26 protein-coding genes are annotated in these 24,317 nt (G+C 27.7%); 15 read left to right on the top strand and 11 right to left on the bottom strand.

Translation table 11 applies throughout. The features are described 5' to 3' along the window. Window positions 1-258 precede the first annotated feature (258 nt). Window positions 259-450 (top strand): hypothetical protein, encoded by a 192-nt coding sequence (locus INR60_RS13385; RefSeq protein ID WP_194192007.1) that lies wholly within the window; start codon window positions 259-261, stop codon window positions 448-450. Window positions 451-575: 125 nt separating this feature from the next. On the opposite strand, the gene INR60_RS17435 is transcribed toward INR60_RS13385, so the two are convergent. Next, a complete protein-coding gene (locus INR60_RS17435) occupies window positions 576-923 on the bottom strand; it encodes a hypothetical protein (protein ID WP_238480453.1) in 348 nt (115 codons plus the stop codon). 355 nt (window positions 924-1,278) lie between these two features. On the opposite strand from INR60_RS17435, the gene INR60_RS13375 reads away from it, so the two are divergent. Then, window positions 1,279-1,950, top strand: a complete 672-nt coding sequence (locus tag INR60_RS13375; RefSeq protein WP_194192006.1) for a hypothetical protein — start codon at window positions 1,279-1,281, stop codon at window positions 1,948-1,950. Window positions 1,951-2,151: 201 nt separating this feature from the next. On the opposite strand, the gene INR60_RS13370 is transcribed toward INR60_RS13375, so the two are convergent. Both INR60_RS13370 and INR60_RS13365 read right to left on the bottom strand, forming a co-directional pair. After that, complete coding sequence (locus INR60_RS13370; protein ID WP_194192005.1) at window positions 2,152-2,835, bottom strand: DUF2705 family protein; 684 nt, start codon at window positions 2,833-2,835, stop codon at window positions 2,152-2,154. Next, window positions 2,836-3,750: an ABC transporter ATP-binding protein gene (locus INR60_RS13365; protein ID WP_194192004.1), complete on the bottom strand. Its 915-nt coding sequence runs from the start codon at window positions 3,748-3,750 to the stop codon at window positions 2,836-2,838. It abuts the gene before it with no gap. A 213-nt stretch (window positions 3,751-3,963) separates the two neighbouring features. Between INR60_RS13365 and proB the strand changes: the two genes are divergently transcribed. From proB to bsh, 5 genes are all read left to right on the top strand, one after another. Continuing rightward, the gene (gene proB, locus INR60_RS13360) at window positions 3,964-4,776 is read left to right on the top strand and encodes a glutamate 5-kinase (RefSeq protein ID WP_194192003.1); all 813 of its coding nucleotides are present in this window, start codon (window positions 3,964-3,966) and stop codon (window positions 4,774-4,776) included. A 13-nt stretch (window positions 4,777-4,789) separates the two neighbouring features. Next, window positions 4,790-6,034: a glutamate-5-semialdehyde dehydrogenase gene (locus INR60_RS13355; protein WP_194192002.1), complete on the top strand. Its 1,245-nt coding sequence runs from the start codon at window positions 4,790-4,792 to the stop codon at window positions 6,032-6,034. Window positions 6,035-6,059: 25 nt separating this feature from the next. Beyond that, a complete protein-coding gene (locus INR60_RS13350; RefSeq protein WP_194192001.1) occupies window positions 6,060-6,512 on the top strand; it encodes a GNAT family N-acetyltransferase in 453 nt (150 codons plus the stop codon). 220 nt (window positions 6,513-6,732) lie between these two features. Continuing rightward, window positions 6,733-7,656, top strand: a complete 924-nt coding sequence (locus tag INR60_RS13345; RefSeq protein WP_194192000.1) for a TraB/GumN family protein — start codon at window positions 6,733-6,735, stop codon at window positions 7,654-7,656. Between the two features lie 159 nt (window positions 7,657-7,815). Continuing rightward, complete coding sequence (gene bsh / locus INR60_RS13340) at window positions 7,816-8,805, top strand: choloylglycine hydrolase (protein ID WP_194191999.1); 990 nt, start codon at window positions 7,816-7,818, stop codon at window positions 8,803-8,805. 57 nt (window positions 8,806-8,862) lie between these two features. Here bsh and INR60_RS13335 read toward each other — a convergent pair whose 3' ends face one another. Together INR60_RS13335 and INR60_RS13330 are read right to left on the bottom strand one after the other, a co-directional pair. After that, complete coding sequence (locus INR60_RS13335) at window positions 8,863-10,158, bottom strand: FtsW/RodA/SpoVE family cell cycle protein (RefSeq protein ID WP_194191998.1); 1,296 nt, start codon at window positions 10,156-10,158, stop codon at window positions 8,863-8,865. Beyond that, the gene (locus INR60_RS13330; protein WP_238480452.1) at window positions 10,158-10,484 is read right to left on the bottom strand and encodes a PadR family transcriptional regulator; all 327 of its coding nucleotides are present in this window, start codon (window positions 10,482-10,484) and stop codon (window positions 10,158-10,160) included. Before INR60_RS13330 ends, INR60_RS13335 begins: the two co-directional genes overlap by 1 nt. Before the next feature lie 144 nt (window positions 10,485-10,628). On the opposite strand from INR60_RS13330, the gene INR60_RS13325 reads away from it, so the two are divergent. After that, window positions 10,629-11,405: an SDR family NAD(P)-dependent oxidoreductase gene (locus tag INR60_RS13325; RefSeq protein WP_194191996.1), complete on the top strand. Its 777-nt coding sequence runs from the start codon at window positions 10,629-10,631 to the stop codon at window positions 11,403-11,405. A gap of 16 nt (window positions 11,406-11,421) precedes the next feature. Then, window positions 11,422-12,225 carry a Cof-type HAD-IIB family hydrolase gene (locus INR60_RS13320; protein WP_194191995.1) on the top strand — a complete coding sequence of 268 codons (804 nt, stop codon included), beginning with the start codon at window positions 11,422-11,424 and terminating at the stop codon, window positions 12,223-12,225. A 43-nt stretch (window positions 12,226-12,268) separates the two neighbouring features. Here the strand turns inward: INR60_RS13320 and INR60_RS13315 are convergent, their stop codons facing one another. The 4 genes from INR60_RS13315 to INR60_RS13300 all read right to left on the bottom strand — a co-directional run bounded on the left by INR60_RS13315 (window position 12,269) and on the right by INR60_RS13300 (window position 17,120). After that, entirely contained in the window at window positions 12,269-13,816 is a 1,548-nt protein-coding gene (locus INR60_RS13315) for an ABC transporter permease/substrate-binding protein (protein WP_338015015.1), read from the bottom strand. Further along, on the bottom strand, window positions 13,809-14,945 hold the full coding sequence (locus tag INR60_RS13310; RefSeq protein ID WP_194191994.1) for a betaine/proline/choline family ABC transporter ATP-binding protein: 1,137 nt from the start codon (window positions 14,943-14,945) through the stop codon (window positions 13,809-13,811). Before INR60_RS13310 ends, INR60_RS13315 begins: the two co-directional genes overlap by 8 nt. A 263-nt stretch (window positions 14,946-15,208) precedes the next feature. Next, on the bottom strand, window positions 15,209-16,393 hold the full coding sequence (locus tag INR60_RS13305; RefSeq protein WP_194191993.1) for an ABC transporter permease: 1,185 nt from the start codon (window positions 16,391-16,393) through the stop codon (window positions 15,209-15,211). Continuing rightward, window positions 16,386-17,120, bottom strand: a complete 735-nt coding sequence (locus INR60_RS13300; RefSeq protein ID WP_194191992.1) for an ABC transporter ATP-binding protein — start codon at window positions 17,118-17,120, stop codon at window positions 16,386-16,388. The genes INR60_RS13305 and INR60_RS13300 overlap by 8 nt, the downstream gene beginning before the upstream one ends. Window positions 17,121-17,290: 170 nt before the next feature. Here INR60_RS13300 and INR60_RS13295 point away from each other — a divergent pair, with 170 nt between their 5' ends. Beyond that, window positions 17,291-17,812 (top strand): hypothetical protein, encoded by a 522-nt coding sequence (locus tag INR60_RS13295; protein WP_194191991.1) that lies wholly within the window; start codon window positions 17,291-17,293, stop codon window positions 17,810-17,812. Window positions 17,813-18,042: 230 nt separating this feature from the next. Continuing rightward, window positions 18,043-18,309: a hypothetical protein gene (locus tag INR60_RS13290; RefSeq protein ID WP_194191990.1), complete on the top strand. Its 267-nt coding sequence runs from the start codon at window positions 18,043-18,045 to the stop codon at window positions 18,307-18,309. Between the two features lie 34 nt (window positions 18,310-18,343). Here the strand turns inward: INR60_RS13290 and INR60_RS13285 are convergent, their stop codons facing one another. Continuing rightward, the gene (locus INR60_RS13285; protein WP_194191989.1) at window positions 18,344-19,456 is read right to left on the bottom strand and encodes an HD-GYP domain-containing protein; all 1,113 of its coding nucleotides are present in this window, start codon (window positions 19,454-19,456) and stop codon (window positions 18,344-18,346) included. Window positions 19,457-19,690: 234 nt separating this feature from the next. Continuing rightward, on the bottom strand, window positions 19,691-21,592 hold the full coding sequence (locus INR60_RS13280; RefSeq protein WP_194192060.1) for a type I glutamate--ammonia ligase: 1,902 nt from the start codon (window positions 21,590-21,592) through the stop codon (window positions 19,691-19,693). A 271-nt stretch (window positions 21,593-21,863) separates the two neighbouring features. Between INR60_RS13280 and murI the strand changes: the two genes are divergently transcribed. The 4 genes from murI (at window position 21,864) to INR60_RS13260 (ending at window position 24,315) form a co-directional block, all read left to right on the top strand. Then, window positions 21,864-22,622: a glutamate racemase gene (murI, locus tag INR60_RS13275; RefSeq protein WP_194192059.1), complete on the top strand. Its 759-nt coding sequence runs from the start codon at window positions 21,864-21,866 to the stop codon at window positions 22,620-22,622. A gap of 236 nt (window positions 22,623-22,858) precedes the next feature. Beyond that, complete coding sequence (locus INR60_RS13270; RefSeq protein WP_194191988.1) at window positions 22,859-23,131, top strand: STAS-like domain-containing protein; 273 nt, start codon at window positions 22,859-22,861, stop codon at window positions 23,129-23,131. 279 nt (window positions 23,132-23,410) lie between these two features. Further along, window positions 23,411-23,935, top strand: coding sequence for a peptidylprolyl isomerase (locus INR60_RS13265; protein WP_194191987.1), 525 nt, complete (start codon window positions 23,411-23,413; stop codon window positions 23,933-23,935). 14 nt (window positions 23,936-23,949) lie between these two features. Beyond that, window positions 23,950-24,315 (top strand): DUF3783 domain-containing protein, encoded by a 366-nt coding sequence (locus INR60_RS13260; RefSeq protein ID WP_194191986.1) that lies wholly within the window; start codon window positions 23,950-23,952, stop codon window positions 24,313-24,315. Window positions 24,316-24,317: the final 2 nt, after the last annotated feature.

Below are 24,317 nucleotides of genomic sequence, written 5' to 3'. Positions count from 1 at the left end.
CCCCTTTATTGTGATTATTTATGCAAATTAAATTAATATATATACATAATTCTTATATTAATTTTAATATAAAACGAGATAAAAAGCTAGTATTTTTTTAATGAAATCCATTAATTTATGAATAAAATATTTTATAAATGCATAAAAATACATATTTGTTTTATAAAATGGAAAACCTTCCGAATGATTACACGTATTAATAAATTAATTAAGCAGATACTATTAGTGTAAATTAAATTGATAAGGAGAGTGTTTAGAATGAAAAAAAATGCTATACAAAACGTAGAATGTTCATTATCAGATTTAAAAGAGGCTAAAGCAGACTTAGAGCAAGCGGTAAGTACTGTAGAAAAAGCAAGTAACAAAGAAATGATTCAAAAATCATTAGACTCAGTTTGTAACACAATAAAAGATTTAGAATGTACTATAAATAACTACCAAGAAAAATAATTTTCTTAAAAAAAGAACTCCTGATTAGTTAAACTAATCAGGAGTTTTTATATAAAAAAGGACTATTATATTAAAAACATTTAGGGGATAAATAATTTTAATATAATAGTCAGGGGATGCAAAAATTATTTTGAAGTTTTCATTTCGTCTTCCATTTGTTTTTCTAATTTTTTAGCATATTCTTTTTCATCTTTTTCTTCTTCTTTTTCTTCTTTATCTAATTCTTCATTGATTTTTTTACCTAATTTTTCAGCAGCTTTTTCATCTTCTTTCCAAGCTTTACTGTTTTCATCAGTTACATGTAAATCAACTTTTGCTTTATTTTCTATTTCATCTTTTAAAGCTTCTACTTTTGGTGAATGTTTATGTTCATTTTGTTTTTCTAATTTTTTAGCTTCCTCATCTAATTTGAATTCGTGTTCTGCTTTTTTGATATCATTTCCTATTTTACTCATATAAATCATTCCTTTCATTTCTTCCTTTTATGACTTTATTATAACAACTAAAATAGCAAAAAAAATATTTATAAATCAAAATTAACAGTTATTGTAATAACCTTTAATAATTACAAAAAATAGTTCATAAACTTACTGGTTTATTAACTAATAGTAACGAGGATTAACAAATTTATTTTTAGGTTAAATATAAAATAAAAATAATTAATGCGAAAATATTGGTATAAATTTGTATTTGGATAACCCTTAACTTATAATGAAATAAATGTAATTTTAAGGGGGGAATAGATTATAACTGCTTAAGGGGATAGTGAAAATAAAAAACATCATATTAAGTTAAGCGAGTATAGAAGAAAAACCAGGGGGATAAAAAATGAAAGAAATACATTATGATATATCATGCAAAGATGTTTCAATGAATTGTGAAATGAATTACAATACTAAATTTTTTAAAGTGCTTAGATGTGTGATGAAATTTTGTCTAGCCATATTATTAATTATCGCTTTATTAATAATTATGGCTATGTTTATAACGCCTAAGAGTATGGATTTAATGCTGATTATTTTTAGTATGTGTATAACAATTATGCCGATAATTATTTTTAAGGCGAGTTGTACTTTAAAAGGAATGTGTTCATCATTAAGAGTACTTGCAAGTATAAAATTTTATAAGAGATCTATATATTATGATGATGAAAACATTATAATATATACAAAAATTTTAAATTTTAAAATTAAAAATAAGATTAAAATTGAAAATATAAAAGAATATAATAATTTATATTTTTTAAAGGCACCTAGAAATAGGACATGTATGAAAGATTTTAATAATATAGTTTTAATACCTAAAACAGTATTTAAAAATGAAGATGATGAAAATGACTTTAAAAGGTATTTTTATTTAAACATGAAAGATGATTTTGAAAAAGTAGATGAAGATTTTGATTGTTCTGTAGATACGAGTAATTTAAAAAAAGAAAAGACTTATGCTTTGATATGTGTTTTTTGTATGATAACTTATTTTTTTATAATAACAATAATATAGGTTATAAATAGTTTATATTAATAAATTAGAGGTGGTAACAGTTTATCATCTCTAATTTTTTTCTTTAGATTAAATTCTAATAAATTTATAAAGTATAATAGAAAAGATTATAATAAAAAGATATAAGATTGATGTTAATAAAGCTGATTCCGAAACAATTTCGAAATCAGCTTTTTGAATTTATATTTATAGAGCACTTGATTACTTTATATCTTGCGTTTCAAATAATAATTTTCCTAGTGATATAATGACAATTGGAATTATTATTATAATTCCTGCTGTAATTATAGTTTGGAGTTCTTTAACACCATTAGATATATCTAATACTGTATTCAACCAAAATGTTTGTGATAATGTGAGGAATAGCCCCATTATAAAAGTCGAAATTACTGTTGCAATAGTTCCATCCCTTATAATAATAGGTACAAGGAATGTTATACTAGCAATACATAATGAAAATAATATATTAATTAGTATATATATTATAGTAAATGTTAGTTCAGACTTGTCAAAAGGAACTCCCCATCCATAAAAAATTGTATAGATTCCACCGTTAATAATAATATTAAAAATTATTATTATTAAACACCCTATTAAATATGATAAAAATTTACTACTTAAAATAGAAAATCTACTATGTCCTGATACGATTAAATGGAATATAGTTCTTTTTGAAAATTCATTACCAATAAACATTCCTGAGAAAATAGCACAAGATATTAATGAAAATATTGCTGTAGATTCATCTAAAAGATTTTCACGGCCTGTAGGATTACCATGGAAATATATAGTGATAGTTCCTATTATAATAATTAACAATAATGTAAGTTTCAATTCTTTACTATATTTAAGTTTATATAATTCTGCCTTTAAGATATTATACATTTATTCGCCCCCAATGCTTTTTAAAAAATAAGATTCTAAGCTATCACCTTTTATTGTTATTTCTTTTGCATATATATTATTAAGAGCTAAGCACTCATTTATCTGAGAACCTTTTTCTATATGATCATATATTTTTAAAATATTATTTGGATAACCGATAATTTTTTTTATATTCAATGAATTCTTTAAGATATTTATTGCCTCATCTATATTACTAACCTCGATAAATAAATGTTTTTTACATTTTTCATCTAATTCTAAAGCTGTAATTTCTTCAACAAGCTTACCTTTATGTATTATTCCATAACAAGTTGCAAGTTTATGTAGTTCACTTAGAATGTGGCTTGAAATAATTATTGTAATTCCTTTTTCTTTATTTAATTTAATTAAAAGTTCTCGAAGGTCTTTAATACCAGTTGGATCAAGTCCATTTAAGGGCTCATCTAATATTAATAATTCAGGATCTCCAAGCAAAGCAATTGCTAAACCCAATCTTTGCTTCATTCCTAAAGAAAAGTCTTTAGCTTTTTTATTCTTTGTGTCATTTAGGTTGACTAGTGATAAAAGTGTATCTGTACAATCTTTATCTAAAATACCTTTTTGAATTCTTTGGAACTCCAGATTTTGTTTAGCTGTCATTTCTAAATATAAAGCAGGAGTTTCTATAATAGATCCAAGCTTTGTTCTAGCTAGTGATATATTTTTTTCATCGTGTTTGTTGAACAATTCTATTTTTCCGCTAGATTTAAAAATTAAACCAGTTAGTATCTTAATTAATGTAGTTTTTCCAGCTCCATTTTCTCCAATAAGGCCATAGATTTCGCCACGTTTAATCTCAATATTTATATTTTTCAATATTGAAGTTTTTTTATAATCTTTATTTAGGTTTATCATTTTACAAATAATCTCATTCATTCCATCAACTCCCTATTAAATTTTATTTTAACATCTAATATATTTGCTAGCAAATTGAAAAATGATCACTTTTTTTACTCACTATTAATAATCTCTGATTTTTTGCTTTATATTAAATTCTAATAAATTTATAAAGAATAATAGAAAAGATTATAATAAAAAGATATAATAAAATCAGTTTAAAATAAATTTAATATCGAGGGGTCGAAAAAAATGAGCAATAGAAATCAAATCAAATCAGCAAAAAGAGTAGTTATTAAAGTAGGAACATCTACACTAACTTATGAAAATGGAAATATAAACTTAGGTAGAATAGAGAAATTAGCTAGAGTTATATCAGATTTAATGAATTCAGGAAAAGAAGTAGTACTTGTAACATCAGGAGCTATAGGTGTTGGAAGTAGTAAGTTAAAGCTTAAAGAAAAACCCCAAAGTATTAGAGAAAAGCAAGCTGTAGCAGCTATAGGGCAATGCGAACTTATGCATATTTATAGTAAGTTTTTCGGAGAGTATAGCCACACTGTCGGACAAGTTTTACTTACTAGAGATGTAGTTGAAGACGATCATATAAGAGAGAATGTTGTAAATACATTTGAAACTCTTTTAGAGATGGGAATTGTGCCTATAGTAAATGAAAATGATACAGTATCTATAGATGAAATAGAAAATATAGTTAAGTTTGGAGATAATGATAATCTTTCAGCAATAGTAGCATCACTTATAAGTGCGGACCTTTTAATAATATTATCAGATATAGATGGATTCTATGATAAAAATCCAAGAGAAAATGATGATGCAAAACTTTTAGAAGAAGTTTTAGAAATAACAGAGGAACTTGAAAATGCAGCAGGTGGTGCTGGAACAAACTTTGGAACTGGTGGGATGATAACTAAGCTTATGGCAGCTAAGGTTTCAAATAAGGCTGGAGTTAATATGGTTCTTGCAAACGGAGAGTGTCCTGAAGTTTTAAGAGATGTATTAGAAGGAAAAGAAATCGGAACATTATTTATAAGAGATAAAAAATAAGGAGGAGAGAATTTTGAGCGAATTAATAATTAAAGGTCAAAAAGCTAAAGAAGCATCTTATATATTAGGAAATTTAAAGACTTCTGAAAAGAATTTTGCTTTAAATAAGATGGCTGATAAATTAATAGAAAAATCTTTGGACATAATAAAAGAGAACAAAAAAGATTTAGATAAAGCTATAGAAAAAGGAACTTCTAAATCTATGTTAGATAGATTATCTTTAGATGAAGATAGAGTTAAAGGTATGGCAGACGGGCTTAGACAAGTTGCAGCTCTAAAAGACCCTGTAGGGGAAGTTATAGAGATGTGGAACGCAGAAAACGGTCTTCAAATCGGTAAAAAAAGAGTTCCTATGGGTGTTATAGGAATAATCTACGAAGCTAGACCAAACGTAACTTGTGATGCTGCAGGGCTTTGTTTAAAGACAGGAAATGCAGTTATATTAAGAGGCGGAAGTGAAGCTATAAATTCTAATATAGCTATAGTTAAAGTTTTAAGAGAAGGTTTAAAAGAAGCTGGAATCACAGAAGATGCCCTTCAACTTATAGAAAATACAAGCAGAGAGTTAGCTACAGAAATGATGAAATTAAACGACTATATAGATGTTTTAATTCCTAGAGGCGGTGCGGGTCTTATAAAAACTGTAGTTAATAACGCAACAGTACCAGTAATAGAAACTGGAACTGGAAACTGCCACATATATATAGATTCAGATTGTGATTTTGATATGGCAGAAGCTATAGTTATAAATGCAAAAACTTCTAGACCTGCTGTTTGTAATGCAGCTGAAAGTTTAGTTATACACGAAGATGTAGCTAAGGAAATATTACCAAGGCTTTCAAAAGCTTTAGAAGATAAAGGTGTAGTTTTAAAAGGAGATAAAAAATCTAGGGAAATAGTTTCTTCTATAGAAGAAGCTTTAGAAGAAGATTTTTATAAAGAGTTTTTAGATTATATAATGAGTGTAAAAATCGTTAAAGATATAGATGAAGCGATTTATCATATAAACAAACATAATACAGGACACTCAGAAGCAATAATAACAAACAGCTATGAAAATTCTCAAAAATTCTTACAAAGGATAGATGCCGCAGCTGTTTATGTTAATGCATCTACTAGATTTACAGATGGAGGAGAATTTGGATTTGGAGCAGAGATTGGAATAAGTACTCAAAAGCTTCATGCTAGAGGACCTATGGGACTTAAAGAACTTACAACAGTAAAATATATTATTTTTGGGAATGGTCAAATAAGATAATATTTTTTTAGAAAGGGATGAGTTTATGGATATACAAATCAAAAAATTTAATGAATTAACAGCGGAGGAACTATACAGCATAGTAGTAGCTAGAACAGAGGTATTTATTTGTGAGCAAAAAATCACAAGTGAAAATGAATTTGATGGTATTGATAGAGAAGCGTATCATGTATTTTTAAAAGAGGATGATAATACGAAGGCTTATTTAAGAATACTAAAAAAAGGTCTTAGCTACAAAGATGGAGTAGGTATAGGGAGAATGCTTGTGGTAAAGGAAGCAAGAAGAAGGGGCCTTGCACAGGAACTTCTTAAAGAAGCGGTTAGGTTTATTAAAGAAGAGTTTAAAGGGGAGAGAATATTACTTTCAGCACAGTTATACGTTAAAGATCTTTATGAATCAGTAGGGTTTACGCCTATATCTGATGTTTATGATGAAGTAGGAATTCCTCACATTAAAATGGAATATAAAGAAAGATAAAATTTTGGACTCGCAATAATGCGAGTCCTTTTTTAATAATAATAAGGGCGGTCAGTTCTACGAGAAAAATAGTAACTGCCTTAATTGTCTGAATATTCTATAATTTAATTATAATACTTTTATTTAGAAAAAGCAAATGAAACTGTTACAAGAAAAATATAGTTAAATATACAAAATATGGTATAATATAAGGGGTTATTTAATTTTTAGGGGGATAATTATGGGAAAAATTTTAAAAAATAAATTTATTTCATTATTTTTATGTATGGGAATAGTTGTAGCTCCGTTTTTAACAGGATGCAATTCAAAAGAAGTAAATTCTGATGCAAATAAACCTATAGCAAAAGGTGTTCAATGGGAAGTTAAAAAAGATAATAAAACTATGTATTTAATAGGGACTATGCATCCTATAAATCCAGATTATAATTATTTTTCTGATACTATAAATGATATTATAAAAAAGACTGATGTTTTAGGGGTAGAGATAGACCCACTTCCAAGTGATTACACAGAAGTTCAAGCTAATGCAGTATATTCAGGAAATGATACTATAGAAAAAGATTTAAACAAAAAAGAAATAGAATCATTAAAAGATATAAGCAAAAGTTTAGGATTAGATTATGAGAAGTTAAAATTCAATAAATCAAATTTTATAATTCAAAATATAAGTGCATGTATTTATACAGAAGCAAATTTAGTTATGGAAACCTTCGATGATAAGCTTATAGCTGTAGCTAAAAGTTCAGGAAAAGAAGTAAAGCAACTTGAAACTATACAAGATCAAATGAAGCTTTTAGAAAAAATACATGGAATAGATGCTCTAAAACTTATGCTTAAAGATTACTCAAAAGAAAGCTTTGAAGAATATAAAAAAAGCGATGTAGATTATTCTAAAAAGCTTATGGACTCGTATGCTAAAGGCGATGAAAAGTTTATGGAAGAAGCAGTAGCTATGCAAAAGGAGAACAAAGAAGCATATGATGCTATGATTTTAGATAGAAATGTAGCTATGGTTAAAAAGATGGAAAATTATTTTAAAGAGGATAAAACATATACTATAGCAGTTGGTGCACTGCATTTCTTTGGAGATGATAGTATAGTCTCTATGATGAAAGAAAAAGGTTATGAAGTTAATAAATTATAAAAGTAAGACTTAGTTTAAATATTTTAAACTAAGTCTTATTTAATTTAGACTAATCGCAAACTATAAAAATATAACATTTTTAACTAGGTTTGACTACAAGTTGAAATACTGGTATACCTTTATTAAAGAGATAATTGAATTAAGAAAGAAGTGAAAAAAGTGTGTACAGGATTAACTTTAGTAACTAAAGATGGAGAGCATCTGTTTGGCCGTAATATGGATATAGAATTTACCTTCGGACAAGCTGTTGGTATTGTTCCAAGAAATTTTGAATACATAAATATGTCAACAGGTGCAAAAGAAAAAACTAAAAATGCAATAATAGGAATGCTTACAATAATAGATGGACATCCAATGCTTGCAGATGGTTGTAATGAAAAAGGTTTAGCTATAGCAGGGCTTAATTTTCCGGGATATAACTACAACGAACCTGAATTAATTAGAGGAAAGGTAAATATTCCAGCGTATGACTTTATGTTATGGGTTTTATCTAATTTTGATGATTTAAATAGTGTAAAGGAAAAATTAGATTCAATAAACCTAATGGATACTCAGATAAATGAAAAAACACCTGCGCCAACTCTACATTGGATGATAACTGATAAAACAGGAGAAGCAATAGTAGTAGAACACACAAAACTAGGTTTAAAAGTGTTTGATAATAAGGTAGGTGTTTTAACTAACTCTCCAACCTTTGATTGGCATGAAACTAATTTAAGACAATACATGGGGATGTATGCAGATCAAGCAGGCGAAACAACTTGGGGTACTCAGGAGTTAAATCCACTAGGAGTAGGTGCAGGTAGTGTAGGGTTACCAGGTGATTTTACACCAGCATCAAGATTTGTAAGAGCTGCTTTTTTAAGACATTTTGCTTTAGATAATTGTAAAGATGAAGTTGATATAAGTGAGTTTTATCACATATTAAATAACGTGGCTATGGTAAAGGGTACAGTTAGAACTCCTCAGTATAAGAATGATATAACTGTTTACTCATCTTGTATGAACCTTGAAAAAGGAATATATAATTATAACACTTATGAAAATAATCAAATAAATGCTATAGATATGAATAAAGAAAACTTAGATGCAAAAGAAATTAAATTATTTGCATATAAAGATTCTTTAAATATAAATAATCAAAATTAGTGTTAATAGCTAGGTTTAATAATAAAAATAGAACCTGAAATATCAGGTTCTATTTTTTTATAATTTTATAGAAAAAATAAGTGATCTTTTATCTATATTATTAAAACTAATATCTGTAATAGATCTATTAGAATAAATATTTAATATAAGCCCAATAAGAAACATATTAGAAAAAATACTTACCTTACTGCTTGATAAAAATGGACTTATTGTATTTAAAAGAGGTGAAAAACCTAAATTACAAAGTAAAGTTAAAGCAAAGTTACAAGAAAGTATTGTAAATGCTGTTAATACAAGTGATTTACCATAACTATTTTTAATAGACCTTATATATTTAAATACCTTTACTAATAAAATTGTTATTAAGCTTATTAAAATAGCAAAGGGGATATAACCAAATCGACCTATAATGTATGTAAATATAAGTTCTGAATTTATAAGAGGAATACTTGATAAATCGATATTAGTAGCTTGTCCGATTAAGTTAGAGTTTGAAAGAACATGTTTAGTTAAAGAATAAATATAATATCCTTGAGATTCAGGGTTTGAAAAACTTAGTAGAGAAGTTAATCTATAAATTAAATAGTAGTTTTTAAATAAAACATAAAAACCAAAAGTAAAAATAGAAAAACTAAAACCTAAAAAATTTAATTTGCTTCCTCTTTTAAAGACTAATACAAAAATACAAACCAGATATATTATTAGTCCAGATAATGAATTTAAATTTAATATAAAGGCTAACGGTATAATAAGTCTAAAAGTTGCACTTGGTTTTTCTATTAGTATTCCATTTATAGAAATCAGTAGGGGAATGATTAAAAGTATTGTTATCATAGGTTTAGGAACTATACTTAAATATAAATTATAGTTAAAGAAATTTAAAAACAAACAAAATAAACTTATATAATAAATAGCATTAGAATATTTATATAAAAATTTTATATTTAAAAATCTATAAGTAATATATAAAACTAAAAAGCCTAAAGAATAAGCAAAGATAGAGTTATAGAAACTTTTTAGGTTAAATGCATCTGTAGATATTTTAGATATAGAAAATAGTATTGTTAAGCAAGCAACCGATAGTGATATAACTAAAGCCATTAAAAATACATCTAACTTTTTCTTGTGAACTAAGTTAAGTTCCTCTCCTATATCTTCAGAAGATCCCATTTCTAAAAGGGATTTTTCTAAAGCTGAATTTTCATCTAATCCTAAGGAGATATAGAAATAGAATTTATCTTCTATGTGGTTTAATAATTCTTCTCGTATTTCTAAATGCATATATTTATTCTTTACTTTAGAAATAGTATTATCTAAAAAAGATTTTACTTTATTGTTATCTTTAATATCCATTAAGAAGTACCCCCTAAAACTTTATTAACTGTTTTACTAAATAAACTCCATTCTTTTTCTTTAGTTTTAAGATATTTTTTACCTTCTTTAGTTATTGAATAATATTTTCTTTTTCTGTTTGTTTCACTTTCTTTCCAATAAGATTCTATTATTCCTTCGTTCTCTAGAGCATGAAGAATAGGGTATAACGTACCTTCTTTAAGTGAAAAAATTCCGTCAGAAGTAATTTCAATTGACTTTATCATTTGGTAACCATACATCTCTTCTTTATTTAATAAACCTAAGATTAAAAGAGATGTGCTTCCTTTTAATAATTCTTTATTCATAATAACCCCCTTATACATAGAAACTCGATACATAGATTATCTATGTATAATTTTAACAATTAAAAGTAAAAATGTAAATATAAAACAAATATAAATCTATAAAAAATGGTAAAATAAAATTAATTTAAACCTTAGGGAGGAAGTATGGATAAAAAATTTTATACATTAATTACAGGAGGCACTAAGGGGATAGGCTTTGAACTTGCAAAACTATTTGCAAAGGATTTAGAAAATCTTATTTTAGTAGCTAGAAATGAAGAGGAACTTAAAAAAACAAGAGAGTTTTTAATAGAGAAATATAATATAGAAGTTTTAGCAATTAGCTTAGATTTAAGTGTGGAAAACTCTATTTATAAGCTTATAAAATTTGTGGAAGAAAATAATTTTATTGTGGATAAATTAATAAATAATGCAGGGGTTGGAGATTTTGGATGTTTTAATGATACAGACATAGAAAAAGATAAAAATTTAATAGATATAAATATAGTGGCTTTAACAAATTTAACTAAATATTTCTTGAAAGGAATGGTTGAAAGAAAGGGCGGAGGAGTATTAAATGTAGCTTCTACAGCAGCCTTTGTAGGAGGACCTAAGATGAGCATATATTATTCATCAAAAGCATACGTATTAACTTTAACAGAGGCTATTCACGAAGAAGTTAAAGATAAAAATATAAAAGTATCTTGTCTTTGCCCTGGGCCCGTAAAAACAACTTTTCAAGAGAGAGCTGGAATTAAAAAATCAGAAAAAGCAAAGAAGTACCTTATGGATGCAAAAGATGTTGCAAAGGAAGGATATGAGGGTTTTAATATAAATAAAGCTATAATTATACCAGGATTTAAAAATAAACTTATGTATTTTGGGACGAAAATTTTACCTAGGGGTATAATTAGAAAAATTATCTTTGCTACTAATAAATAAAAAGGGAGAGAAAAGTATGTTTAAGGGCTATGTACTAGTTTCAGATATGGATGGAACACTTATTAACGATGAAAAAGAGATATCAAAAGAAAATATTGAAGCCATAGAAAGATTTATGGCAAATGGAGGACTATTTACTATTGCAACAGGTAGAAGAAGAAATGGTTACGATAGATATAGTAATTTATTTAAAGTTAGCTTACCTGTTATATTAAGTAATGGCGGGACTATATACGACTTTGAAAAAGAGGAGTCTATACATAAGGTTCATCTTGAAGAAGAAAGAAAAAGCATAATAGAGAAATTAATTGGTTCCAATTTAGATATTGAAATAACAATATGTAGTGAAGGAAAAAATTATGTTTTTAGAAAAAATAAATATACTGAAAGGTATGAAAAGCTAGGGTTTGAAGCTATATTTGATATTCCAGAAGATATTTTAAAAAGAGAGTGGGACTCTATACTTATAGCAGGAGATGAAGATATATTAGATTCTTTAGAAGGGGAGTTTAATTTAAAATATGATACTGAAATTCCAACTAGAACTGATAAAAACTATTTAGAAATAGTGCCAAAGGAAACTTCAAAAGGAAAGGCACTACAAATGTTAATAGAAAGATATAATTTAAAAGATTCTATAGTAATTGCAGTTGGAGATAATATGAACGATAAAGATATGATAGAAGTTGCAACATATGGATTTGCTATTAAAAATGGCAATGAAAGATTAATAAAAAATGCAAAATATCTAGCTCCAAATAATAACGAGCATGCTATAGCATATATAATAGAAAAGATTGAAGAAGGTTTAGATAAATAAAAAGATAAGGCATACTAAAAATTTAGTATGCCTTATCTTTTTATTAAATAAGACCTTGATTTTTTAAGAAATCTTTAGCGACGCTTTCAGGTGATTTTTGAAGCTCATCTACCTGATAGTTAAGGTCAGTCATAGTTTCATTATCTATTTTGCCGTTTAGCATATTAAAGATATCTTTTAATTCAGGGTGTTTTTCTATTATTCCGTTATTTACTATAGGAACAGCATAGTATGGTGAAAAGAAATTCTTATCATCTTCTAAAACTGTTAAGTTAAATTTCTTTAAAAGTCCATCTGTTCCAAAGGCGTCGATCACTTGACACTCGTTATTTTCAAGTGCTGAATACCTAAGGCTACCGTCCATAGCTTTAACGTTTTTAAAGTTTAAATCGTAGAAGTTTTTAAGTCCTATTAATCCATCTTCTCTATTTTCAAATTCAAGAGTTGGAGATAATAAAAGTTCATTACTCACTTTAGATAAATCAGAGATTGTCTTTATATTATATTTAGAGGCAATTTCTGGCATCATAGCTAAAGTATAAGTGTTATTAAATCCTAAAGGACTAAGAACATCTATATTGTATTTACTATTCATTTCTTCTTTAACTTTATCAAATGCTTTCTTTTCGTCTTTAATAGGCGATTCATTTAAAATATTTAAAAGAATAGTACCAGTATAATCTACATACATATCAAGATTTCCTGATTTTAAAGCATTAAAAGCAACAGAAGAACCACCAAGGTTTAGTTTTCTTTCTACGTTATAATCGGTGTGAGCTTCTATTAAATCAGCATACATATTACCTAAAATAAGTTGCTCTGTATAGTTTTTAGAACCTATAGTTATAGTTTCTTTTTTACTATCTATAAAAGACATAACAGAAGTTACTAGTATTACTAAAATTAAAATACCAGATACTATTTTTAATCCTATGAAATTTTTTTTTGAAGATCTAGGGTTAAGTCCTTTTGGAGTAACTAAAAGTTCTATCTTACCGAAGATATAATCTACTAGTAATGCAAGTAAACAAGCAGGTATAGCCCCAGCTAAAATCATGTTGTTATTAACAGTTTGAACTCCTGAGAATACTAAATAACCTAAACCACCAGCACCTATAAATGCAGCAAGTGTCATAAGACCTACAGCAGTTACAGCTGATATTCTAACCCCTGCCATTATCATAGGAAGTGCTAGAGGAAGTTGAATTTTAAATAAAGTTTGGTTTCTAGTTAAACCTATTCCTTTTGCAGATTCTAAGATAGTCGGATCAATTCTAGTAAGACCTGTAAATGTGTTTTTTACTATTGGAAGTAATGAATACATAACAACCATAAAAATAGCAGGTACACTACCTATCCCAAGAAGCGGTATTAATAGTCCTAAAAGAGCCATAGAAGGGACAGCTTGAACTAAATTAACAAAGCCTAAAATAGGTTTTCTAAGTTTAGAAACTCTAGATATAAGTATTCCTAAAGGAACTCCTATTAATATAGCGATAAATATAGCTGTTAATGTTAAAGTCATGTGCTGAATAAGTAAATCTAAAATTTCACCTTTTTTTGAAATTATAAAATCAAAAAAACTAGCCAAGTACGCTCACCTCCATATCGAGGAACTGCTCGCTTAAAACAGAAAGCAAACTACTTCTAGTAATAAGACCTACTAGCTTATTATCCTTTGAAGTAACAGGAATATAACCAACTGAATGTTCATTCATAACAGCAAGTATTTGAACTAAGGTATCATCTAAGTTAACTGTTAAAAGATTCCTACTCATTATATCTTTTAAAAGAGTAGATTTATCTAGTGAACGCTTGATATCTTTAAGTGTTACTATTCCAAGCAAAGTATTATCTTTGTCTGTAATAAGTAAGCTATCAACCTTACTAGTTCTCATAATTTCTATACCTTGAAGTATAGTTCTTGAACTTTTAATTGATACTGGATCTTTTATCATAATATCAGTAGCTTTTATAAATTCAGGGTTATTCCAAACTCTTTCAGTTCCTATAAAGTTTTTAATGAAATCATTAGATGGATTTCTTAAAATATTTTCAGGTGTATCGTATTGAGCAATTTTACCCTTGTGCATAATACAAATTTTATCTGCAATCTTTAAAGCTTCGTCCATATCGTGAGTGACGAAAACTATAGTTTTATGAAATTCTTCTTGAAGAGAAAATAATTCCTCTTGAAGAGCACTTCTAGTTATAGGATCTAATGCACTAAAAGGTTCATCCATAAGAATGATTTCAGCGTCAGTTGCAAAAGCACGAGCGACACCAACTCTTTGTTGTTGACCACCACTAAGTTCAACAGGGTATTTACTTAAATTTATATCAGGATCTAAACCTACCATCTTTAATAATTCAACAGTACGTTTTTCAATTTCTTCTATTGTTTTTTCTTTTTTTAATCTAGGAATAAGCTCGATATTTTCCTTTATTGTAAGATGTGGGAATAGACCCGTATTTTGAATGACATAGCCGATATGTCTTCTTAGATTAATTGGATTTTCTTTAGATAAAGGTTTGCCATCTATAAAAATTTCCCCAGAAGATGGCTCAATTAACTTATTGATTAATTTTAGTGTGGTGGTTTTACCACAGCCACTAGAGCCGATTATGACAACTAGACTACCTTTATCTATATTCAAGGAAATATCATCTAATATAAGATTATTTCCAAGTTTTTTAGATACATTTTTTATTTCAATCATATATAGCCTCCTTAAACTGACAACTTAAAAAATAAGTAAAGTTGTCACAATGAGTATATAAATATCATAACACTCATACAGTAACTGGAAAAGATTAATTTAGTATATAAGAGCATTTAGAAGTATATTATATGTATTTAGAGTATTAAGATAATATATTTTCTTTATCCCTATAAATAACAGAAAATTTCAAAATTAAGCTATATTTGAAGAAAAAAATCAATAAAAAAAGAACATTTCTTTTTGAAATGTTCTTTAATAATCTAAGCCCTAAATACAACTTCCTCTTTAGAAAACATCTTTTTAGTTATTATTACTGAAGCTAATACATAAATAATTTGCCAAACAAATACTACTGCTATGTGCGTTGGATTAAAAACTCCCGCCATAAGCTCTTTCATAAGTGCAACTGAATTTGCAACAGGTAGGTTAAAGATAAGCATAGACATATTTTTTGCATCCATAAACATAGGAACATAAGAGAGTATCATAACTGGCATTATAATTCCAGAAAGATAAGTTCCAGCTTCTTTTACTGATCTTGCAAAAATACTTATACTTATTTGAAGTGCACAAACTGCTAATAGTAAAAGCAAGCAAAGTAATATCATTATAGCTAGAGATTTTGGAGAGAGCATAAGTCCAAGGTCGGCATTAGCACCACTCATAAAGTTTGTTAAGGAGTAATAGATTGAACCTAAGCTAAGTATAAGGGCTAGTCCTGATACAACGCACATAGCTATTATCTTACCCCATAAAAGTGAATTTCTATTACATGACGTAGATAAAAGTGGTTCAAAAGTATTTCTTTCTTTTTCACCAGCACCTAAATCAGCTGCTATGGCAAGAGCTGGGGATAGCATAAATATTATTATAAAAGTTGGAACCATGCTTCCAAGCATTGATGAATTTCCATTTATTTCACCATTAGTGATTATTCCAGATTTTATATCAACATTGAATGGTTTTAATATTTTAGGGTCAATTCCAGATTGGACTAATCTATCACTTACTATTTTGCTTTCAAGACCTCTAAATAGTTCGTGAACTGTGTTAGAAGCTATTTGTGATTTATTTGAACTATCATCTACTAATATATCTACATTTAAATCTTTTTCTGATTTAACTCTTTCATCGAAGTTAGAAGGTATATTTATTATAAGTTGAATATCACCATCTTTTAAGGCTTCTTTAGGATCCTCTGGAGTTTTTATATTTATATTTTGCTGAGATTTTAAAATATTAGCTATACTAGAATTTGAATCACCTTGGATAACTATATTTATATTTTTATTTGCATCATCTACTGTATTTTCCATACTTTTATTAATAAACATAAAGATTAATGGGAATACGATTATAGGAAGCAATATTGAGAAGAAAATAGTTTTCCTATCTCTAAAAATATCTTTAAGTTCTTTTTTTAAAACTACTAAAAAACTATTCATGTTTAGCCCCTCCAATCAACTCTACAAACACATCTTCTAAATTATCATTATTATATTTCTCTTTTAAATCAGAAATAGTTGAATTTTCAAGTAAAACACCTTTGTGAATTATAATAACTCTATCACAAAGTTTTTCAACTTCTTGCATAGAGTGACTAGAAAAAAGAATAGTTTTACCTTCATTTTTACATCTAGTTATAAATTCATGAATAGTACGAACCGCACTAACATCAAGACCTGTACTAGGTTCATCAAATAGCATTACGTTTGGATTATGAACTATAGAACGAGCTATTGACACCTTTTGCTTCATTCCCCTAGAAAAAGTAGAAACTTTCTTTTTATCTAGATAATCTAACATATCAAATTGAGTTGCTAGTTCATTAATCCTAGTATCGGCTTCTTTATCATTCATACCATAAAGGTTAGCAAAGTATTTTAGATTTTCTCTTGCAGTTAGCCTGTCATATAAACCTACATCTCCCCCAAAAAGGATTCCAATTTCTTGTCTAACCTTTGTAGGTTCTTTAGAAGATGATATTCCATTTACTATAGAATCTCCAAAAGTTATTTTAAGCATAGTTGATATCATTCTTAAAGTAGTTGTTTTTCCAGCACCATTTTCACCAAGAAGACCAACTATTTCACCAGGATTTACTTTAAAAGATAAATCTTTTACTACAGTTGTCTTTTTAAATGTTTTAGTAAGATTATTTAAAATTAACATAAATGCCCCCTTGTTCTATTTGTAATTTTTTACCATAGTATAACATAAAGGAAAATTTTTGTAAACAGTATATAATACTGTTTTAAACATTTATATTAAACTCTTAATTGGAGGTTCTATAATTTTTAATAAGTAAATATAATATATAAAAGCCTTTAGGAGGGTATGTTTTGAAAAAGAAAACAATAGGGTTCATATTTATATGTTTAATAGGAGTTATCATATTTGGCTTTAAAGAAACTATAGATAATAATGAAAATGAAGATAGCACAATTCCATCAACTATAGTTTTCAATGTTTATGATGTAGATTCTAAAGATATGGAAGTTAAAAAAGAAACAGAACTTAGAATAGCTAGGAAAGATTATGATATTAAGGAATCTTTAGAAAGTATATTAAATACTATTTCAGAAGAAAAGTTTGAAGGATTAAAAATAGATGTAAAGTCTATAGTAAGTGAAGGTGAAAAAAGCATAGTAAATATAGATTTAAGAGATATAGAGGATAAGAGCTTTAAGGAAGATTATTTTAAAGGGGTAGAGAGAGGTGGAATAACAGAAAGCATTTTAATTGAAAATGTTCTTCAAAGAGAGTTTGAGGGGGAGTGGATAGACGGTGTTCGATTTACCTATAATGGTGAGAAAATAAAATATAATCATGTTCCGCTATTGGAATATGTTAATTATAGATAGGATTAATCTAAAGAAATATTTGACGTCTTATGTCATACTTTCTTTAGATTAATTTGTTACATAAAAAAGAAAATTAATAAAATTTGTAAAAAAATAATCTCTAGAACTTAGTAATAATGCGGTTTTTTAAATAATATACTGTTAACATAAGAAAATTATGTATTGACTTACGAACGAGTGTTCGATAAAATATAATCAAACGTTTGTTCGCATAAGAAGGAGTGTTAGTTATGAAATCAAATTCAGCAGTATTTGTTAAGTTAAATTATAAAACAATAGGGGAATTTAAAAGTTTAATAGTAGATAGAGAAGGAGACTTTAATAGTTCAGATAAATATTTAATGTGTGCTGGTAAGTACGATAAAAACGGTTGGACTATTGTATTTAAAGCTAAAGATTATAAAGAAGCAGAAGAGATAGTCAATAGAGAATCACGTAAAAAGTCTAAGCCATACTCTGCAACTGTATATAATAGTAATAGAAAAATTTTCTCTTAAAAAAATAAGGATATATTTCTAAAAGAAATATACCCTAAACATCATATTGAATATTTGAAATAACTAAAGATAATTCGTCTACTAGGCTAACTGTGTTTCCTATAAGACTTGAATTTTTTTCGCTTTTTATGATTTTAATATATGGTCTAAGTGGGTAGTTTGGAATTGTTTCTTGAACAACGCCTATATCACCATTACTTAATTCTACTATAGTTCCAAAAGGAAAAGGAACTATAACCTTAGAGAAAACTCTAACCATTTCAAAATCAAAGGCCTTGTCGGCATTTGCCATTATATACTCTAGTGCATCGCTTGCACAAAGAGCTCTTCTATAAGGCCTATTAGAAGTTAAGGCATCATAAACATCTGCAATAGCTACTATTCTAGCTAAATTATTTATTTTATTTCCAGATAATCCGTTAGGATATCCAGTTCCATCAATCTTTTCGTGGTGTTGATGGATTATTAACTTACTTGCCGTCGTAATATTACAATTCTTACTTATGTAATCATATCCCTTTTGGGGATGCTCTTTCATTATTTGGAATTCGTCGTAAGTAAGAGGTCCTTGTTTTACTATTATTTCTTTTGGTATAAGAACTTTACCAATATCATGTATAAGCCCACCAACACAGAGATTCACAAGATCTCTTTTAGGTAACTTTAGGCCAACCCCTAAAACAACAGATATTATAGCAACATTTACAGAATGTTGGTATGTGTAATTATCCATACTTTTTATATCTACTAAAGAAACTAAAAGGTTTTTGTTATTTAAAATATTATCTAGTAGTTCTTCTGCGATACTATGAATTGAGTTAAAGTATTCATCGCATTGTTTAAGTTGTTCATATTTCCCCTTTGGTGTGATTGGTGTGCAAGAAATAAGTCTTTCGACATTGTTGAAAGTTTCTTTTAAAACTTGAACAGATTTCTGACGAAGTTCAGGTTTTATAATGTCATCAATTTCTAAATCACTATATTTATCTACTATATAAATAGATAATATGTTTACTCTTTTAATTCTTAGAATAAGATTTTCAGTTAAAGTAATACCTGCTTTTAAAAGAACTCGACCATCATTGTCGTATAAAGTTTTCCCAAGTAAAGATCCCCCTCTAACGCACTCTATAGGAACTAATCTCATCATGCACCTCATAAAACACTTTCTTAATATTAATTATACATAAAAAAATATCAATATTCTACAATATGTAAAAAATAATAGTTCATTACAAAGTACATAAAAATTAGTTTATTTAATATTTTTAAACTAATTAAATAAACTTATCAATAAAAAAATAAACATTATTTATGATAATTTGTTAAAATGAGAGTAAAACAAAAAGAGATACATATTTTTATGTATCTCTAAATTATTTTATAGGTCTAATATATTTTTTTCATAAGAGCTATAAAGGTCTCTAAGGTCTTTCATTTTATCTTCAAGTTCTACATAAAGGTCTGAAGCTTTTTCATAATCTTCTATAGAAAATGCATTTTTAATTTTTGTAAATAACGACTTATTGTTTGAAGTATCTTTCATAATATAATGTCTTAATTTATTAATTTCAGTCCAATTATAGATATCTAAATCTAAAGCCTTATCTAGTGAGTGAAGAGCTCTATAGTTTCTTACTAAATCCATATAATTATTTATAACTCTATGTTGGATTTCCATAGACCACCTTGAAAGAGATCCTATTTTAAAGCTTTCGATTATCTTATCATTAAATTCAGGGTTTCTCTTTAGGCAATTTAATTTATCTTTATTAGTATCAAGTTGATTTAAGTTTTCAAAAACTGTTCTAGGAACAAATCCGAAATAAGAATTTCTCTCTTCTTCAGTAAAGTGTTCAAAAACATCATATTCACTTCTGTAAGCTCTATCTTTTTCAAGGTAAGTTGCATCTTCTCCAGCTTTTTTTGATAATTCATTTAATAATTCATCTTGAGATTTATTATTAGTTGCTGCATAACAAATACCATCTAACATAGCAAGGTAAGATACGGCCATAGCTATATAAGTATTTGTATGTGGGTTTGGAGATCTTAATTCAAATCTTGTAGCTAGTGGATTTTCAAAATCACGTATAAGACCTATTAATATTGTTCTATTTCTTGATGGATTTTCTGGGGCTAGTCCAAGTGAAGTAACTGTACATACAGGGGCTTCGAAACCTGGTTTTAGTCTCTTAAGTGAATTATTAGTTGAAGATATAAATGGATTCATAACTTCATAGTTTTTAAGCATACCCATTAAAGCACCATAGCCTATTTTACTTAAATAATGGTCCTTTGGTACGTGGAACATATTAATTCTTCTTCCGTCTTTAAGCTTAGCACTAACTCCAAGGTGTACGTGCATACCAGAACCTGCAACATCTTCTATAGGTTTTGCCATAAATGTAACATCAAGACCATTTCTTCTGAAAGTCTCAGCTATAAGAATTCTTATAAATAATTCATTATCAGCAGCTTGAAGTGCAGAAGAATACTTCCAATCTATTTCTAATTGTTCAGTTATATGGTTGAATTTTCCGCTAGATTCAAGTTTTGCACGAACTCCACCAACTTCTTTGTGACCCATTTCAGGTTCAAAGCCATACTTTTCCATAAGTTCAAGTGTTTTTTCAAGTGCCGTTCTAACATTACCTTTAGTACGATTCCAATAATGCTCGCAAAGGTGTTGTGAAGTTGAAAGGTCTTCTATATTTGCTGTATCGTTTGGAGTTTTTACCCAGAATTCAAGTTCGGTTGCAGAAGTTATCACTAGTTCCTCTATATCATCTTTAGTGATATTATAGCAATCTAAGATACTAGGATTAGTATCAAAAAGATTTAAAAGAGTTGATTTGAATGTTTCTATTGAAGATTTTAAGATGTTTCTAGAGTCTACAGCTTTGCTATTGTGATGTAAGAAACAAGGTATTCTTAAAGTACCAACAGGTTTGTTTGTTATAGGGTCTATATTATCGTAATTATAGTCAACAAACCAATTACATTCTAAATCTGCAATCATATCGACTTTAGCATCGTTAAGAGTTGCTATTTTAGGTAGGACAACCGATGAACCGTCAGTCTGAACAGCTACACCATGTAAGAAAGCTTCCATATCGTCTAAAAAAAGTTTAACTGGTATTTTTTCGTCAGTATCATTGCCGGCAAGATCTATACCTACTAATGAAACAAATCTAATTTGTGGATTTTCTAATAGTATTTTTGATAAGTCTTCTTTGTTATGAAGATTGCTAGGTATTGTATAAATCATATTTTCAATCATAAGTCGTATTCTACACATAAAAGAATAATAAGTGTAGAAATGTTCACATCCTTCCATATAAAGTCGAATAAAAATCAATAAATAGATGATAACATTCGCAATATTTAAAAAGATTTTACTATAATTAGTGATTATAGTCAATAATTGAATTTATAGTATTAAGATAAAGTATTAAAATTAAATTTATATATAGATTTATTTATTTTAAAGTAATAAAATTAAAAGCAAGATGATAATAGACAGGAGTGATTAAGCTTTGGATAAGAAGGATATGCCAATAGGATTTTTTGATTCAGGAGTTGGAGGATTAAGCGTTTTAAGAGAAGCGTTAAAACTTATGCCAAATGAAGATTACATATATTTTGGGGATTCAAAAAATGCTCCTTATGGAACAAGAGATATGAAAGAAGTTAGAGATTTAACATTTGATGCAGTTCATTTTTTATTTGATAAAGGTGCAAAAGCTATAGTAGTAGCTTGTAATACAGCAACTAGTGCAGCTGTTTCTGAACTTAGAAGAACGTATAAAGATGTACCTATAGTAGGGATAGAACCAGCAGTTAAACCAGCAGTTAAGCTAGGAAAAAAAGGAAAGATAGTAATAATGGCAACTCCTTTTACTTTAAAACAAGAAAAGTTTAAAAGTTTAATGAGCAAATATGAAAGAGATGCAGAAATAGTACCGATGCCTTGCGCTGGACTTGTTGAATTTATTGAAAAAGGTGATTTAGGTAGCCAAGATGTCTATAATTATCTAAAAGATAAATTCAAAGATTTTAATAAAGGTGATATAGCCTCTGTTGTTTTAGGGTGTACTCACTATCCATTTATAAGAGAGACTTTAAGCGAAGTTTTAGGAGATGAAGTTTCTATTATAGATGGAGGAGAAGGGACTGTTAATGAGGTTAAGAGGAGACTGGAATTAGCAGATTTATTAACAGATAGAAAAGAAAAAGGAAAAATTTCTTTTTATAATTCTTGTGAAAGAGAAGAAATTTTAGAGTTAAGTAAGAAACTTATAAAATATTAGGAAATTTATTTAAAAGTGGAGATTAAATCTTCACTTTTTTTTATTATGTGCATAGTATAAAGTGAGTATTATTAATGATTTAATAACATACATATAGATGAGAAAGAAAAATTCCTCGAAATGTTTGTTAAATAGTTGACAAACATTTTGGGGTTTGGTATATTATAGGTGAAGAGAGAATTGTCAGAAAATTTGAAAAAGACAATTAATTTAAAAATTTTAAGAGGTGATTTATTATGATGATTAATGTAAGAGAATTTTTAGGAAACAACTTTGGTATAGAGGATGCAATAGTTTTAAGAGAAGAGATTAAGAAAAATTTAAATGATGGAGTTACTTTAGATTTTACTGGAATGGAAAGAGTACCTAGTACATTTTTAACTTGTCTATTCAGTGACCTAATAAACAAAAATGGAAGAGAAGCTATTTTTAACGCTATAAATGTTAATAACTTAACAAACTACAGCGATTTTGCAAGAGTTGTAATGGGAACTACATTCTTAAATTAATTATGAGGTAACAGAATGAGTGAAAAATTAATATTATATGAAAAGCTACTGTCTTTTAATTATTAAGATAGTAGCTTTTTATGTTTTAAAACCTAAATATATAGATAGAAAACATATTTTTAATTTTTAATAAAACGCTTTCTTTATAAATAGAAGTAAATGATATATAATTTCAGTATATATACCTATTATCTTTAAGTTTAGATATAAGTGAATTTATATATATAATTAAGGATAATATTAATAATATAGTTTTAATAACGAGAGGAGATTTTAATTATGAAAAATCCAATAGTAACATTTGAAATGGAAAACGGAGGAGTTATAAAAGCAGAATTATATCCAGAGATAGCTCCAAACACAGTTAAAAACTTTGTAGACCTAGTAGAAAGAGGATTTTATGATGGATTAATCTTCCATAGAGTAATACCAGGATTTATGATCCAAGGTGGATGCCCAGAAGGAACAGGAATGGGTGGCCCTGGATATGGAATAAAAGGTGAATTTAGATCAAACGGATTTAAAAATGATTTAAAACATAGTAAAGGTGTTTTATCAATGGCTAGAGCTATGCACCCAGATTCAGCAGGAAGCCAATTCTTTATGATGGTAGCAGATGCTCCACATTTAGACGGTCAATACGCAGCTTTTGGAAAAGTTATAGAAGGTCAAAATATTGCAGATGAAGTTGTAAAACAAAAAACTGATATGTATGATAGACCTTACGAAGATCAAGTTATGAAGAAGGTTACAGTTGATTTAGGAGACTACAAACACGAAGAACCTGAAGTAATAGAAGAGTAAAGAAGGTATTTGTTATGCAAAGAAATAAATGTATGTTAGTTCACGGTCTTTCAAAAGATGAAATTAATTCTTTAAGACTTTTAGGTAAAGTAAAGGAAATTACTCCTGAAAAAGTTACATTAAAGATTAAGCATATAGCAAATGACGAGTATGAAGAAGAGGATTTAATAATAGAAGAAGTTCCAAACGAAAAAGCAATATTATTTAACGATTTTTCTGATGCTGAAGTTCAAGCTATCATTAAAAAAGTTAGAAATGCTGTAAAAGGTGGAGTATTAGCTGTTGTAACACCTCTATCTAATAACTGGTCATTTAAATATTTAATTAATCATCTTATTGAAGAAAGAGAGATGTATTTAAAAGGACAAAAGGGGAGATAAGA

This window comes from Clostridium chrysemydis (assembly GCF_015234215.1).
GTDB lineage: Bacteria > Bacillota > Clostridia > Clostridiales > Clostridiaceae > Clostridium > Clostridium chrysemydis.
Note: the sequence above shows the minus strand (reverse complement) of the source record. Positions and strands in the feature narration are given on the sequence as shown.